This is a genomic window from Streptomyces sp. NRRL S-920 (assembly GCF_000717945.1).
Taxonomy (GTDB): domain Bacteria; phylum Actinomycetota; class Actinomycetes; order Streptomycetales; family Streptomycetaceae; genus Streptomyces; species Streptomyces alboniger.
In genome coordinates, this window is sequence record NZ_JODF01000038.1 from 50377 (window position 1) to 65194 (window position 14818).

Genomic DNA, 14818 nt, shown 5'->3' on the forward strand with positions numbered 1-14818 from the left:
GAAGCGGCCGCGGCTGAAGAGCCGCGGCCGCCGGGTGGAGTAAGGGAGGAGAAATGACAGGGGGAGGGGTCAGCCGTGTTGGTAGGCCACGATTGAGATGCCGATGTAGTGCACGGCGAAGGCCGCCAGCGTCAGCGAGTGGAAGACCTCGTGGAAGCCGAAGAAGCGGGGCGAGGGGTTCGGCCGCTTGATGCCGTAGATCACGCCGCCCGCGCTGTAGAGCAGCCCGCCGACGACGACCAGGACGAGCACGGCGATGCCGCCCGTGCGCATGAAGTCCGGCAGGAAGAAGACGGCCGCCCAGCCCATCGCGATGTAGCACGGCGTGTAGAGCCAGCGGGGGGCGCCGACCCAGAACACGCGGAAGGCGATGCCCGCGACGGCCGCGCCCCAGATGCCCCAGAGCAGCCACCGCCCCTTCGCGTCGGGGAGCAGCAGCATCGTCAGCGGGGTGTAGGTGCCCGCGATGATCAGGAAGATGTTGGAGTGGTCGAGTCTGCGCAGGACCCCGTCCGCTCGCGGGCTCCAGTTCCCCCGGTGGTAGAGCGCGCTCACTCCGAAGAGGAGGCAGGCGGTCAGGGCGAAGATGCCGCAGGCGATCCGGCCGCGGGTGGAGTCCGCGAGCGCGGTGAGCACCAGGCCGGCCACGACCACCGCGGGGAACATTCCCGCGTGCAGCCAGCCGCGCATCTTGGGCTTCACGGGCAGCGGCATGTCCTGTGGGGGCGGGACGAGCGAGGGGGCGTCCTCGGGTTCCGGGATCGCTTCGGAGACGGAGGCGGTCATGCTCGGCATCGTACCTACGCCCCCGTAAGTCGGACATCAACCGCACGTGAACCGGTCATCAAATCGGATGGAACCGCCCTCCGGGCACCCGAAGCCGTACAAGTGGCGATGCTCACGCCGCTCAGGTGTGAGGCCCTCTGGACAGATGCGCGGCCGCGTCGGATGATCAAATGAGTGCGGTCGGCACCGGATGAGCGCCAGAGGATCTACACGTGAAGCGTCCGGGTCGCAGCCCCCACGGGGCATACATCCTCAAAAACCCCTCGATTAGGAGCAATCGTGGCGCGCGATATCGCGGCTCCCAGCACCCCGACCAACACCGTCCCGACCCGTCACAAGGAGCTGCTCTCCTGGGTCGAGGAGATCGCCGAACTGACGCAGCCGGACAGTGTGGTCTGGTGTGACGGCTCCGAGGCGGAGTACGAGCGCCTGTGCGAGGAGCTGGTCGCCAAGGGCACCTTCAAGAAGCTCGACCCGGTCAAGCGCCCGAACTCCTACTACGCGGCCTCCGACCCGACCGATGTCGCGCGCGTCGAGGACCGCACCTTCATCTGCTCCGAGAAGGAGGAGGACGCGGGCCCGACCAACCACTGGAAGGCCCCCGCCGAGATGCGGGAGATCTTCCGGGGCGCCGACGGGCAGGGCGGCGTCTTCCGCGGTTCGATGAAGGGCCGCACGATGTACGTCGTGCCCTTCTGCATGGGCCCGGTCGGCTCGCCGCTGTCCGCGATCGGCGTCGAGATCACCGACTCCGCGTACGTCGCCGTCTCCATGCGCACCATGACCCGGATGGGCCAGGCGGTCCTGGACGAGCTGGGCGAGGACGGCTTCTTCGTCAAGGCCGTCCACACGCTCGGCGCCCCGCTCGCCGAGGGCGAGGCCGACGTGCCGTGGCCCTGCAACTCCACGAAGTACATCTCGCACTTCCCCGAGGACCGCGAGATCTGGTCCTACGGCTCGGGCTACGGCGGCAACGCCCTGCTCGGCAAGAAGTGCTACGCCCTGCGCATCGCCTCCGTCATGGCGCGCGACGAGGGCTGGCTGGCCGAGCACATGCTCATCCTGAAGCTCACGCCGCCGCGGGGCGAGAGCAAGTACGTCGCCGCCGCCTTCCCGAGCGCCTGCGGCAAGACGAACCTCGCCATGCTGGAGCCGACGGTCCCGGGCTGGACCGTCGAGACCATCGGCGACGACATCGCCTGGATGCGCTTCGGCGAGGACGGCCGCCTCTACGCGATCAACCCCGAGGCCGGCTTCTTCGGCGTCGCGCCCGGCACCGGCGAGCACACCAACGCCAACGCCATGAAGACGCTGTGGGGCAACTCCGTCTTCACGAACGTCGCGCTCACCGACGACGGCGACGTCTGGTGGGAGGGCATGACGGAGGAGACCCCGGCCCACCTCACGGACTGGAAGGGCAACGACTGGACGCCGGAGTCCGCCACCCCCGCCGCCCACCCGAACGCCCGCTTCACCACCCCCGCCTCGCAGTGCCCGATCATCGCGCCCGAGTGGGAGGACCCCAAGGGCGTGCCGATCTCGGCGATCCTCTTCGGCGGGCGCCGCGCGAGCGCGGTCCCGCTGGTGACCGAGTCCTTCGACTGGCAGCACGGCGTCTTCCTCGGCGCGAACGTGGCCTCCGAGAAGACCGCCGCCGCCGAGGGCAAGGTCGGCGAGCTGCGCCGCGACCCGTTCGCCATGCTGCCGTTCTGCGGCTACAACATGGGCGACTACATGGCCCACTGGGTCAAGGTCGGCGCGGGCAAGGACCCGGCCAAGCTCCCCAAGATCTACTACGTCAACTGGTTCCGGAAGAACGCCGACGGCAAGTTCGTGTGGCCCGGCTTCGGTGAGAACTCCCGGGTCCTGAAGTGGATCGTGGAACGCCTCGATGGCAAGGCCGAGGGTGTCGAGACCCCCATCGGCATCCTGCCGACGAGGGACTCGCTCGACACCGACGGCCTCGAACTGGCCGACGCCGACCTGGAGTTCCTGCTCACGGTCGACAAGGAGGCCTGGCGCGAGGAGGCCTCCCTGGTCCCCGAGCACCTCAACACCTTCGGCGACCACACGCCCAAGGAGCTGTGGGACGAGTACCGCGCGCTGGTGCAGCGCCTCGGCTGACCGTCCCGAGCGCTCGTGGCAGGGGCCCCGCACAACGGCGTGCGGGGCCCCTCCCGTGCGTACGCACGTCATATACATGCACGTCACACAGTCCTCACATGTTTCAATGACCCCACACACGGCCCGCTGCTCGAAGCGTGCCGTCAAGACAGCCTGTGGGGGGCCAAGTTGAAGCACTCTCAGCGGTTACGGCGTATGACGGGCATCGCCCTCGCGGTGGCGCTCGGCTCGGCGGGCCTGGTGGCCGCCGGGACGCCCGCCGCGTACGCCGCCACACCGTCGGACGAGGCGGCGAAGCTGCCGATCTCCTCGTTCGGCGCCATGGTGGTCGACTCCGCGCACGAGCGCGTGTACGTCACCGACGGCCGCAAGTCCAGCGGTCCGGGCGCGGTCCTGGTGTACAACTTCCAGGGCCAGAAGGTGGGTTCGCTCGCCACCGACCACCCGGCGTCCGGCATGGCGCTGAGCGCGGACGGCGCGACACTGCATGTCTCGCAGGCCGGCGGCATCCTGAAGTTCGACACGGCGACGCAGGCCAGGGGCGACATCGCGTACACGCCGTACAACACCACCTGCGGCCGGGACGTGGCCGTGGCGGGCGGCAAGACGTGGTTCACGGAGACGCCGTACACCGAGGGGTACTGCGACCGTCCCGACAACAGCGCGCTGCTGTACGGGGTCAGCGGCACCTCCTCCGTCTCCACCGGCTGGAACAGCCAGGGACGCCTGAAGCTGGAGGCGGGCCCCGAGGCGCCGGACCGGCTCGTGATGGGGCAGGCGGGCGCGGACACCGGCGCCAATCCGTTCCTCACCACCTTCGACGCGAGCGGCGAGAACCTCGTACGGGGTCCCTCGCGGCGGTTCGCGGACGCCGACGGCAAGGGCGCGCTCGACCTGAAGGACATCGCCCAGAGCGCGGACGGCAAGCGCATCGCCGTCGCCGACGCGGCATACGGCACGCGGCTGCTCACGGCCGACGACCTGGCGGACGCCCCGGTCAACTATCAGCCGCTCCCGGAGGGCGCGAAGGCGTCGGCGGTGGCGTTCAGCGGCGACGGCAAGTACGTGGCGCGGGGCGCGGCCGCCTCGGGCAGCACGGCCGATCTGCTGATCCAGCCCGCCGACCCGGCGGACGGCACCACGGCCATGGAGTTCGCCTTTGAAGGGGCGCTCGACGGCTCGCGGGTCGTGCCGCGGGGCCTCGGCTGGGCCAAGGACGGCTCGCGGCTCTTCGCGGTGACCTCGGACATCAACGGCGGCCACTGGCTGCACGTCATCCAGCCGCCCGCCGCGCAGCACGACTCGCGCTTCACGGGCGGGCTCACCACCACGCCCACGAAGGCCGTCGTCGGTGAGCCGCTGGGCATCCGCGGCAGGCTGGAGCTGGACGGGCCCGCGCCCGCGGAGCCCCTGAAGGTGACCGCGGTCCGCAAGGACGCCGACGGCACCCAGGAGGTGGCGGCCGCCAAGGTCGCGGCCGACGGCAGCTTCACCGTGCTCGACGTGCCGGACAGGACGGGCGAGGCGACGTACACCCTGCGCTTCCTCGGCGATGTCACCCACCGCCCGGCCGAGGACGTCACGGTCACCGTCGACGTGGCGAAGGCGCCGACGGCGATCGAGCTGAAGGCACCCGCCGAGGCGACCCGCACGGGTGGCGTGGAGATCACCGGCAAGCTGACCGGGCAGGGCCGCGCGCTGCCGTCCGGGATCGGCCTGAAGGTGACGCGCACGGACCGGTTCGGCACGACGGGCGAGCTGACGTCCGCCTCGGTCGCGGCCGACGGCACGTTCCGTATCAAGGACCTGCCGAACAAGCGGGGCAGGACCGTCTACGCGGTGAGCTACGAGGGCGACGCCCTGCACGCGGGTTCGTCGGCCGAGGCCACGGTGAGGATCACCGGCTAGGCGCAGGTCCGGCCGGGGCCACCGTTCTGGTGGCACCCGGTCCGGTTTGGTGGCACCCGGTCCGTGGCCTCCCCGGCCGCGGACCGGGGCCGGTCAGGAGGCGCCGACCAGGCGCGTGGCGTCCGCGTGGGCGTCCATGCGCTCTGCGGCCAGGATCGCCGCCGCGGTGTCGGCGCGGGAGGCCGCCACGACCAGGGCGCGGCCCGCGAGGGCGTGGGCGCGCTGGTGCAGGGCGGCAAGGTGCGGTTCGTGGATGGCGGCGGCCACGGAGGACCGCGCCGGCCGCGCGCCGCGGCGCAGCCGCGCCACCTGGGCCGCCAGCCGTTCGGCGGCGGCGTCCAGGTCCGTGCCCGGGGCGAGGGCGCGCAGCTCGTCGGTGACGGCGAGGAGCGCCGCGAGGTGCCCGGCGAGCTGGATGTCCAGCTCCTCCTCGCGGGAGCGGTGCGGGAAGCTCGCGTCGTCGGCCATCGTGTGGACCGACTTGGTGCGGATCGGCTCGTACATGGGGTGGCCTCCAAGCGGTATGGGGACCATCCTATCTTAGATTCCGTCTAAAGTTGAGCGCGGTCCGGGAGGGCCCGGCGGGTGCGTCAGGGCTGGCTGTAGCCGTCCAGGAAGCTGCCGATGCGGGTGATCGCCTCCGTGAGGTCCGTCGCCGTGGGCAGCGTCACGACGCGGAAGTGATCGGGCTCGGTCCAGTTGAAGCCCGTACCGTGCACGACCATGATCTTCTCGGCGCGCAGCAGGTCGAGGACCAGCTGCCGGTCGTCCTTGATCTTGAAGACCTTCGGGTCGAGCCGCGGGAAGAGGTACAGCGACCCCTTCGGCTTCACGCAGCTCACGCCGGGGATCCGCGTCAACAGGTCGTACGCGGTATCGCGCTGCTCCAGGAGCCGCCCGCCCGGCAGCACCAGGTCGTTGATCGTCTGGCGCCCGCTCAACGCCGCCACCACGCCGTGCTGGCCCGGCATGTTCGCGCACAGGCGCATATTGGCGAGGATCGTCAGCCCCTCGATGTACGAGGAGGCGTGCGCCTTCGGCCCCGAGATCGCCATCCAGCCGACGCGGTAGCCCGCCACGCGGTAGGCCTTCGACATGCCGTTGAAGGTGAGGGTCAGCAGGTCGGGGGCGATGGCGGCGGTCGCCGTGTGCGTCACGCCGTCGTAGAGGATCTTGTCGTAGATCTCGTCCGAGCAGACCAGGAGGTTGTGGCGGCGCGCGATGTCGGTCAGCCCGCGGAGCATGTCGTCGCTGTAGACGGCACCCGTCGGGTTGTTCGGGTTGATGATCACGATCGCCTTGGTGCGGTCGGTCACCTTGCGCTCGATGTCGGCGAGGTCCGGCATCCAGTCGGACTGCTCGTCGCAGCGGTAGTGCACGGCGGTGCCGCCGGACAGGGAGACGGCCGCGGTCCACAGCGGATAGTCCGGGGCCGGCACGAGGACCTCGTCGCCGTCGTCGAGCAGGGCCTGCATGGCCATCACGATCAGCTCGGAGACGCCGTTGCCGACGAAGACGTGCTCGACGTCGGTCTCGATGCCGAGGGTCTGGTTGTGCATGACCACCGCGCGGCGGGCGGCCAGCAGGCCCTTCGCGTCGCCGTAGCCGTGCGCGTCGCCGACGTTGCGGAGGATGTCCTCCAGGATCTCGGGCGGGCACTCGAAGCCGAAGGCGGCGGGGTTTCCGGTGTTGAGCTTGAGGATGCGGTGACCTGCTGCTTCCAGCCGCGTCGCCTCCTCAAGCACGGGGCCCCGGATCTCGTAACAGACGTTGGCGAGCTTCGTCGACTGGATGACCTGCATGGCGGGGAGCTTACGGGGTGTTCCGGCGGTCGGGGGAGCGGATTCTTTTGGCGCCGCCCGGCCCCCTCCGGAAGCTGGAAGGGGTGCGGGCGGCGCCCGGATCTCAGGTCCTCAGGCCGCAGGCGCCAGCTCGGCCCTGCCGAAGAGCAGGGCGTAGCCCGGCGGCAGCAGGTTCAGCAGGCGGTCGACCAGCTCCTCGCCGACCGCCCGCGCCAGGGTGGTGAGGACGGAGCTGACGTCCCATCGGGCGGTGGCCGGTGTGGCGCCGTCGAGCCGCTGCGCCACGCTCTCGACGAACTCCGGTGCCGTGAGCCGCCGCACCACGGGCACCTCGTCCGCGATCAGCCTCGCGGCCTCGGTCGGCAGCTGGCCCGCCAGTTCGACGCGTTCGTCCCCGACGACGTGGCCGCCGAGGGCGGACAGCACGGCGCGCGTCACGCGCTCCGCCTCCGCCGCGGTGGCGTACTGGCCGGACTCCCGCACCGCCTCGATGAGTTCGCTCCATCTCATCGTGCCGTTCTCCTCCGTCTCGTGTCGTTCGTCCGGGTCAGCCGCTGATCTGCCTGCGGCCGCTGCCGCCGCCGCTGATCTGGATCTTGCGCGGCTTGGCCTGCTCGGCCACGGGGATGCGCAGGGTCAGGACGCCCGCGTCGTACGAGGCGTCGATGCGTTCGGTGTCCAGGGTGTCGCCGAGGAACAGCTGGCGGGCGAAGGTGCCGGTGGGGCGCTCGGCCGCGATCATCTCCACGCCCTCGGGGGCGGGGGAGCGGCGCTCGGCGCGCACGTTCAGGACGTGGCGCTCCACGTCCAGGTCGATCGACTCCGGGTCGACGCCCGGCAGATCGAAGTGGACCACGAAGTCGTCGCCCTCGCGGTAGGCGTCCATCTGCATTCCGGCCGGCCGCGCACTGCTGAAGACCTGCTGGGCGAGTCGGTCGAACTCGCGGAACGGGTCGGTACGCATGAGCATCACGGGTCACTCCCTTCCTCAGGTACTGGGTGCGATGCCCTTACGTTTTTCTATATAGCCCGGAGGAAGAAAATTGACAAGGCCGGACTCAGGTCCGGGTCCGCATCCGGCCGCGGGAGCGGCGGCGCGGGCCCGGCCCCGAGTCCGGGACGGTCAGTGGTCGGAGTAGCTGAGGTCCCCCACGGTCCAGGCGCTCACGTCCTGGAGGGGGATGCGGTACATCCCGCCCGTCTCCGGCAGGCCCACGTTGCCCTGGAGGATCCGGGCCAGGTGGAAGTGCAGGTGGGTGGGGGGCGTGGCGTCCCCCGGCGGGTCGGCGGGCACCCCCTCGCCCTCGAACACGGAGGCGAAGGGGCCCAGCTGGTCGGAGTCCTTGAGGACTTCGGCGACGCGCCGCCGCCACAGGGCTTCGGGGGCCAGCCGTCCGGTGATGACGGCGCCGGCCACGACCACGGTGAGGGACATCTGGTTGCTGCGCTCGGACTCCACCAGGGTGGCGATGTCGACGAGCAGTTCGTCAGGCTTCGACATGACTGGTGAGCCTACCGAGGGGAGGGGGCGCGTGGGTGCCCTGATCCCCTCTCCTCGATCCCTCTTCCTCCGCTCCCGAAAATCTGTCACGGCTGGAGTAGACATGCACAACCGCCGTTGTTAGAGTTCCTGGTGTAGTCATAGACGTTCAGCACAAGAGAGGAGTGGACGCCATCAGGATCGCCTGGGCGAGGTTCGTCGTCGCCCGGGTACCGCAGACCCCGGATTGGAAGGTGGTCCCCGGTCACGCATCCGCGATCCCCGCATCCCCGCCTCTTCGGGCGGCCGTGCGGAAACAGATAGCCGGCACACAGGGCCGGTAGATGGTGTTGAAACCCCTCGGGGCCTGGTGCCGTAGCGGCACCAGGCCCCTCGACGCGTTCCAGAAAAGGTGCAAATGCCCCCAGAGACCCTCACGCAGGGCCCCGACCGGTTCGACGACGACGACTTCCCCGCCTACACGATGGGCCGGGCCGCCGAGATGATCGGCGCCACCCCCGGCTTCCTGCGGGCGGTCGGCGAGGCCCGCCTGATCACACCGCTGCGCTCCGAGGGCGGTCACCGCCGCTACTCGCGCTACCAGCTGCGCATCGCCGCGCGCGCCCGGGAACTCGTCGACCAGGGCACCCCGATCGAGGCCGCCTGCCGCATCGTCATCCTCGAGGACCAGCTCGACGACGCGCTGCGCCTCAACGAACAGCTGCGCCGCACCCCCACCGGATCCGAGGGGGGATCGTCGTCCTGAGGGCGCCGTCCACGAAACGCTGCACCTCGCGCCGCCAGATATCTACGGTGGCAAATGCAGAATTTCGCGTGATGCGCGGTGAGGGTTTTTATGCCGACCGGCGGACGGCATAAAAGATCCTGCGCCGACGGCGAGGGCGTGCTACTGTCGTTATCAGTTGCAGTTGTGGTTCCCAAGAGACTTCAAGTGCTCAGTCGGCGTTATGTGTCGGCGGGGCACTTTGTATTGCCGGTCATTACCGGACGGGGTAATCATTACGACAACGCGGAGTTCGCACAGTGTGGACTCCACGGGCACTGCCCCGAAGGAGATATGACATGGCTACTGGCACCGTGAAGTGGTTCAACGCGGAAAAGGGCTTCGGCTTCATCGAGCAGGAGGGCGGCGGCGCCGACGTCTTCGCTCACTACTCGAACATCGCCACCCAGGGCTTCCGCGAGCTCCAGGAGGGCCAGAAGGTGACCTTCGACGTCACGCAGGGCCAGAAGGGCCCGCAGGCCGAGAACATCGTTCCCGCCTGACGCTGACGCGCACTTCGTAGCTGGGGCCCGCACCTTGGGTGCGGGCCCCAGCTCGTTTTGTTTCCGGGGATAACGCCCCCGATGGCACGACGCACCACCCGACACCCCGGTGAATCAACCCGGAGCGTGTCCCCCCTCTCTTGACCGGCCTGTCTCGAATGTTATTTCGGCGGCCGGAATCAATGTTTTATTCCCCCGGCCGTTCCTGCAATTCTCGACACCGTTTAGGTGTCGGCGAGAATTCCTCGATACGCGCCGCATCGAGGAAGGTTCTTCATGAACCGCTCAACTCGCACGAACGGCCGACACACGGGCAACCCCCGCTCATCCGGCGGCTTCCGCGCCACGGAGGGCTCCCGTTCCGGCGGCGGCCCCCGCTCCGGCGGACCCCGCTCCTCCGGACGGTCGTACTCCAAGGGCCCCTCGCGGCGTCCCGCCGCGCTCCAGGGAGAGTTCGCCCTCCCGGTCACCGTCACCCCGGCCCTGCCGCCCGTCGAGGACTTCGGCGCGCTCGGACTGCCCGACGGCGTGGTGCAGACCCTCACCCGGCTGGGTGTCACCGAGCCCTTCCCGATCCAGGCGGCGACGCTGCCCAACTCCCTCGCGGGCCGTGACGTCCTCGGCCGCGGGCGCACCGGATCGGGCAAGACCCTCGCCTTCGGCCTCGCCGTGCTCGCGCGCACCGCGGGACAGCGCGCCGAGCCGCGCCGCCCGCGCGCCCTGGTCCTCGTACCCACCCGTGAGCTGGCGCAGCAGGTGACCGACGCGCTCACCCCGTACGCCAAGGCGGTGCGGCTGCGCATGGCCACCGTGGTCGGCGGCATGTCGATCGGACGGCAGGCCGGCGCGCTGCGCGCCGGGGCCGAGGTCGTCGTCGCCACGCCCGGACGGCTCAAGGACCTCATCGAGCGTCGCGACTGCCAGCTCGACGACGTCGCCATCACCGTCCTCGACGAGGCCGACCAGATGGCCGACATGGGCTTCCTGCCCCAGGTCACCGAACTCCTCGACCAGGTGCGGACCGGCGGCCAGCGGATGCTGTTCTCCGCCACCCTGGACCGCAACGTCGACCTCCTGGTCCGGCGCTATCTCAACGACCCGGTCGTCCACTCGGTCGACCCCTCGGCGGGCGCGGTCACCACGATGGAGCACCACGTGCTGCACATCCACGGCGCCGACAAGTACGCCACCACGACGGAGATCGCCGCCCGCGACGGGCGGGTGATCCTCTTCCTGGACACCAAGCACGCCGTCGACCAGCTCACCACGCACCTGCTCAACAGCGGGGTGCGGGCCGCGGCGCTGCACGGCGGCAAGTCCCAGCCGCAGCGCACCCGTACGCTCTCGCAGTTCAAGTCCGGCCAGGTCACGGCGCTCGTCGCGACGAACGTCGCGGCGCGCGGCATCCACGTCGACGACCTCGACCTCGTCGTCAACGTCGACCCGCCGGCCGACCACAAGGACTACCTGCACCGCGGCGGCCGCACCGCCCGCGCGGGTGGTTCCGGCAGCGTCGTCACGCTGGTCACCTCGGCGCAGCGGCGCGACATGAACCGGCTGATGGTGGCCGCGGGCATCACCCCGCAGACCATCCAGGTGCGGTCCGGCGAGGCCGAGCTGACGCGTATCACCGGAGCCAGGACCCCTTCGGGGGTCCCGGTGACCATCGCCGCCCCGCCGAAGGAAGGCTCCCGGCGCGGCGGCGGCTCCCCGGCCCGTGGCCGCCGTCCCCGCGACGGTCGCGCGCGCCGCGCCTACGCCTCCCGCACGCAGGGTGGCGGCGCGTCGCAGGGCGGGGCCCCGCAGGGGGCTTCGCAGAACAGGGCCGCTTGATCCAGGGCCGCTCGACCCCGGGCTTGCGCCCGGGGTCTTCCCTCCGGGCTCCCGCCCGGAGCCCCTTCAGGTCTCCCCGCCCCTTCCCCTCTGTGAGGCACCATGCGCTGTGTCATCGCCCGCTTCCCCTTCGACCTGTTCAAGAGCGAGGTCGAGCAGGCCATGAAGGGCGTCAAGCCCGAGCCCGTCACCGGTGAGTCGGTGATCATCAACCGGCGTCACTACCCCGTCAAGCAGGTCGGGGAAGTCATCACGCGGCAGGACCGCCGCGACTTCTCGGCGCGCGAGGTGACCCGGGCGCTGACCGGCCTCGGCTTCACCTGCCGCGCCATGCCCGAGCCCGTCGCGCCGGACCCGGAGCCTGCGACGCAGGCCTGGCCGACGTCCCTCGTCTAGCCGCCCCCCCCTGGGGGGAACTCGGCCGCCTCGCCCGCTGAGAGCGTCACATCACGCTCGCCGATCAGCAGGCGCAGGCGGCCGTTGCGGTTGCGTACGTACTTGCCGGAACCGCAAGGATCCGTGCCGGATCACGGGGAGCCGGACAAGACTGCGGGCGTTCCCGAAAGCCCGGCCGGAGGAGCCCCCGATGAACCCCGTGAACCCCGTGAACCCTGTGGACCCCGTGAAGCCTGTGCATTCCGCGCGTTCCGGGGAGCCGGTGGACACCGCCGACCCCGTCGCGTTCTGGGACGGCGTCTACGCGGCCCGGCCGGCGGCCACCGATCCGCGGCCGAACGTACGACTCACCGAGACGGTCACCGGCCTGCCGCCCGGCGATGTGCTCGACCTAGGCTGCGGCGAGGGCGGCGACGCGCTGTGGCTCGCCCGCCAGGGATGGCACGTCACCGCCGTCGACGTCTCGGGCGTGGCCGTCGAGCGCCTCACCGGGCTCGCCCACGCACACGGCCTCGGCGACCGGATCGCCGCCGAACGCCACGATCTGCCCGGGTCCTTCCCGCGCGGCGCGTTCGACCTCGTCAGCGCCCACTACTTCCAGACCCCCCTCGAACTGGACAGGGCAACCGTCCTGCGCAAGGCCGCGCACGCCCTGCGCCCGGGCGGGGCGCTGCTGGTCGTCGACCACGGCTCGACCGCCCCCTGGTCGTGGAACCAGGACCCTCACGTGCGGTACCCGGCACCCCAGGAGGTCGCCGCGGATCTCGGCCTCGACCCGGCGCGGTGGACGGTCGAGCGGGCCGCGGCGCCCCGCCGGACGGCGACCGGACCCGACGGGCGTACCGCCGAGGTCACCGACCACGTCCTGATCGTCCGCCGCGCCGCCTGAACCCACGGGAGGAGGCACGCCATGTCCACCGGATCCCGCCGCGCACGCCGCGGTGACACCCCGCCACCCCGGACCGGGAACAGCGAGACCGAGGTCCTGCGCGGCTTCCTCGACTACCTTCGCCACTCGGTCCGCGCGAAGGTCGAGGGCGCCCCCGAACCGGGGGTACGAACCGCCGCGGTGCCGTCCGGCACGAATCTGCTCGGCCTGCTCGGCCACCTCACCGCCGTCGAGCGGGCCACGTTCCTCGGCGAGCGGGTCACCGACTGGCCGGCGACCTTCCGCGCCGCGCCCGAGGACAGCGTGGCCGACGTCGTCGCCCGCTACCGGCAGGCGGTCGACCGGGCCAACGACGTACTCGACGGATGCGCCGACCTCGGCGCGCCCCTGCCCCGCCCCGGGCCGAACGGCCCCGCCCCCAGCGTCCGTTGGGCGCTCACCCACCTGATCGAGGAGACCGGCCGCCACGCCGGCCACGCGGACATCCTCCGCGAACTGATCGACGGCGCGACCGGACGCTGAGGGCCGAGGGCTGAGGGCCGGGGGTCGGGTGGTCAGGGTGTACGGCGTACGGCGCGTCCCGCGAGGGTGTCCGTGCGGCGGCCGTCCCGCATCACGAACCGGCCGTCGATCAGCACGTGTGGAATGCCGACGGGCAGCGTGCGGGGCGCCTCGAACGTCGAGCCCGCCGCGACCGTCTCCGGGTCGAAGAGGACCAGGTCGGCGCGGTAGCCCTCGCGGACGAGGCCCCGGTCGGGGAGCCGGAGGCGGGCCGCGGGCCGCGCGGTGAGGTGGGCGACGGTCTCCTCCAGGGACATGACGCCCAACTCCCGTGCGTAGCGCCCGAGATACTGCGGGAACGTGCCGTAGGCGCGCGGGTGCGGTTTGACCCCTTGCAGGATGCCGTCGCTGCCACCGGTGTGCACGCGGTGCCGCATGATCGCCCGGACGTTCTCCTCGTGGCCGACGTGCTGGAGGATCGTCGAGCCCAGCCTGTCGTCGATGAGCAGACGGCGGGCGGTGGTCCAGGGGTCCTCGCCCCGCGCGTCGGCCAACTGCTGGATCGTCCTGCCGACGCAGGAGGCGAGCCCGGGATCGAGGACGCCGGAGATCTCGATGGTGTCCCATTCGATGGGGACGCCGTGGCAACCGTCGGAGCCGACGACCTCCAGGTGATGGCGGATCCTCTCGGCGCTCGCGTCGTCCCGGAGCCGGGCGAGGACCGCGTCCGGGCCGCCCTCGCCCGCCCAACTGGGCAGCATCGCGACGAGCGTGGTGCAGCCGGGGGTGTAGGGATACGTGTCGAGGGTGATGTCCGCGCCGTGCGCGAGGGCGTCGTCCAGGAGGGCGAGGAGGTCGGGGGCCCTGCCCTTGTTCACGCCGAAGTTCATGGTGGCGTGCGCGAGGTGCAGGGGGCAGCGCGCGGTACGGGCGAGGTTCACCATCTCCTCGTACGCCTGGAGAGCGCCCGCCCCGTAACTGCGGTGATGGGGGCAGTAGTAGCCCTTGTGGGTGGCTACGACCTCACACAGCGCGGCGAGTTCGGAGTCGTCGGCGTACATGCCGGGGGTGTACGTGAGGCCCGAGGACATGCCGACGGCGCCCTCGCTCATCCCCTCGGCGACGAGGTGCCGCATGCGGTCCAGCTCGGCGGGGGTCGCCGGGCGGTCGTCCCAGCCCAGCGCGTACATCCGTACGGTGCCCTGCGGGATGAGGTAGGCGGCGTTCACCGCGATGCCGTGGCCGCCGTGGGCCGTGTCCAGGGCGTCCAGGTAACCGCCGACCGTGCGCCACGTGAAGTCGATGTCGGAGCCGTCGCCGTTCCAGCCGGTGATGGCCCGGCGGACCTGGGCGAGCGTGCGGTCGTCCACGGGGGCGTAGCTGAGGCCGTCCTGGCCGATGACCTCCAGGGTCACGCCCTGGGCGGCCTTCGCGGTGTGCTCCGGGTCGCGCAGGAGGGCGAGGTCGCTGTGCGCGTGCATGTCGATGAAACCCGGCGCCAGCGCCAGACCCCGGGCGTCCAGGGTGTGCCGCCGCGCCGTCGGGCGGGGGCCGGTGTCGCCCTCCCGGTGGATGGCGGCGATCCTGCCGTCCTGTACGCCGATGTCGGCGCGGTAGGAGGCACGTCCGGTGCCGTCTATGACGCGGGCGTCCTGGATCACCAGGTCCATGGCGGGGCCTCTCTCGCGGGGGTTGCGGGGCGCTGGGGCAGGGGCTTGGGCGGGGGGCTCTCCGGCCTGCGGCCGGTCGGGTTCCCCCACCCGCCCACCTGCGCGGGTCTCGTCATTCCCCGCGGGTGGCCCTGGAGGGGGC

Annotated in this window: 15 protein-coding genes; 8 read left to right on the forward strand and 7 right to left on the reverse strand. The window is 71.2% G+C overall.

All coding sequences use genetic code 11. The features are described 5' to 3' along the window. Window positions 1–69 precede the first annotated feature (69 nt). Window positions 70–786, reverse strand: coding sequence for a PAQR family membrane homeostasis protein TrhA (gene trhA, locus IG54_RS0124925; RefSeq protein WP_030788630.1), 717 nt, complete (start codon window positions 784–786; stop codon window positions 70–72). A 279-nt stretch (window positions 787–1065) separates the two neighbouring features. Here trhA and IG54_RS0124930 point away from each other — a divergent pair, with 279 nt between their 5' ends. Together IG54_RS0124930 and IG54_RS0124935 are read left to right on the forward strand one after the other, a co-directional pair. Beyond that, on the forward strand, window positions 1066–2910 hold the full coding sequence (locus IG54_RS0124930; protein ID WP_030788632.1) for a phosphoenolpyruvate carboxykinase (GTP): 1845 nt from the start codon (window positions 1066–1068) through the stop codon (window positions 2908–2910). Window positions 2911–3105: 195 nt separating this feature from the next. Next, a complete protein-coding gene (locus tag IG54_RS0124935) occupies window positions 3106–4818 on the forward strand; it encodes a hypothetical protein (RefSeq protein ID WP_051819905.1) in 1713 nt (570 codons plus the stop codon). A 93-nt stretch (window positions 4819–4911) separates the two neighbouring features. Here IG54_RS0124935 and IG54_RS0124940 read toward each other — a convergent pair whose 3' ends face one another. The 5 genes from IG54_RS0124940 to IG54_RS0124960 all read right to left on the reverse strand — a co-directional run bounded on the left by IG54_RS0124940 (window position 4912) and on the right by IG54_RS0124960 (window position 8121). Then, window positions 4912–5322 carry a hypothetical protein gene (locus tag IG54_RS0124940; protein ID WP_030788636.1) on the reverse strand — a complete coding sequence of 137 codons (411 nt, stop codon included), beginning with the start codon at window positions 5320–5322 and terminating at the stop codon, window positions 4912–4914. Window positions 5323–5408: 86 nt separating this feature from the next. Continuing rightward, complete coding sequence (locus IG54_RS0124945; RefSeq protein WP_030788638.1) at window positions 5409–6620, reverse strand: pyridoxal phosphate-dependent aminotransferase; 1212 nt, start codon at window positions 6618–6620, stop codon at window positions 5409–5411. Between the two features lie 111 nt (window positions 6621–6731). Next, window positions 6732–7130 carry a DUF2267 domain-containing protein gene (locus tag IG54_RS0124950; RefSeq protein ID WP_051819907.1) on the reverse strand — a complete coding sequence of 133 codons (399 nt, stop codon included), beginning with the start codon at window positions 7128–7130 and terminating at the stop codon, window positions 6732–6734. A gap of 37 nt (window positions 7131–7167) precedes the next feature. Next, on the reverse strand, window positions 7168–7590 hold the full coding sequence (locus tag IG54_RS0124955) for an Hsp20/alpha crystallin family protein (protein ID WP_030788642.1): 423 nt from the start codon (window positions 7588–7590) through the stop codon (window positions 7168–7170). A 153-nt stretch (window positions 7591–7743) separates the two neighbouring features. Further along, window positions 7744–8121, reverse strand: a complete 378-nt coding sequence (locus IG54_RS0124960; RefSeq protein ID WP_030788643.1) for a hypothetical protein — start codon at window positions 8119–8121, stop codon at window positions 7744–7746. Between the two features lie 397 nt (window positions 8122–8518). Between IG54_RS0124960 and IG54_RS0124965 the strand changes: the two genes are divergently transcribed. From IG54_RS0124965 to IG54_RS0124990, 6 genes are all read left to right on the forward strand, one after another. Then, window positions 8519–8866 (forward strand): MerR family transcriptional regulator, encoded by a 348-nt coding sequence (locus IG54_RS0124965; RefSeq protein ID WP_030788645.1) that lies wholly within the window; start codon window positions 8519–8521, stop codon window positions 8864–8866. A 317-nt stretch (window positions 8867–9183) separates the two neighbouring features. After that, window positions 9184–9387 carry a cold-shock protein gene (locus IG54_RS0124970; RefSeq protein ID WP_030788646.1) on the forward strand — a complete coding sequence of 68 codons (204 nt, stop codon included), beginning with the start codon at window positions 9184–9186 and terminating at the stop codon, window positions 9385–9387. A 276-nt stretch (window positions 9388–9663) separates the two neighbouring features. Further along, window positions 9664–11220: a DEAD/DEAH box helicase gene (locus IG54_RS0124975; RefSeq protein ID WP_051819909.1), complete on the forward strand. Its 1557-nt coding sequence runs from the start codon at window positions 9664–9666 to the stop codon at window positions 11218–11220. Window positions 11221–11322: 102 nt separating this feature from the next. Next, entirely contained in the window at window positions 11323–11616 is a 294-nt protein-coding gene (locus tag IG54_RS0124980) for an SCO5918 family protein (RefSeq protein ID WP_030788650.1), read from the forward strand. A 262-nt stretch (window positions 11617–11878) separates the two neighbouring features. Beyond that, window positions 11879–12505 (forward strand): SAM-dependent methyltransferase, encoded by a 627-nt coding sequence (locus IG54_RS0124985; RefSeq protein WP_030788652.1) that lies wholly within the window; start codon window positions 11879–11881, stop codon window positions 12503–12505. 21 nt (window positions 12506–12526) lie between these two features. After that, on the forward strand, window positions 12527–13027 hold the full coding sequence (locus IG54_RS0124990; protein WP_030788654.1) for a DinB family protein: 501 nt from the start codon (window positions 12527–12529) through the stop codon (window positions 13025–13027). A gap of 32 nt (window positions 13028–13059) precedes the next feature. Here IG54_RS0124990 and IG54_RS0124995 read toward each other — a convergent pair whose 3' ends face one another. Beyond that, window positions 13060–14676: an N-acyl-D-amino-acid deacylase family protein gene (locus tag IG54_RS0124995; protein WP_030788656.1), complete on the reverse strand. Its 1617-nt coding sequence runs from the start codon at window positions 14674–14676 to the stop codon at window positions 13060–13062. Window positions 14677–14818: the final 142 nt, after the last annotated feature.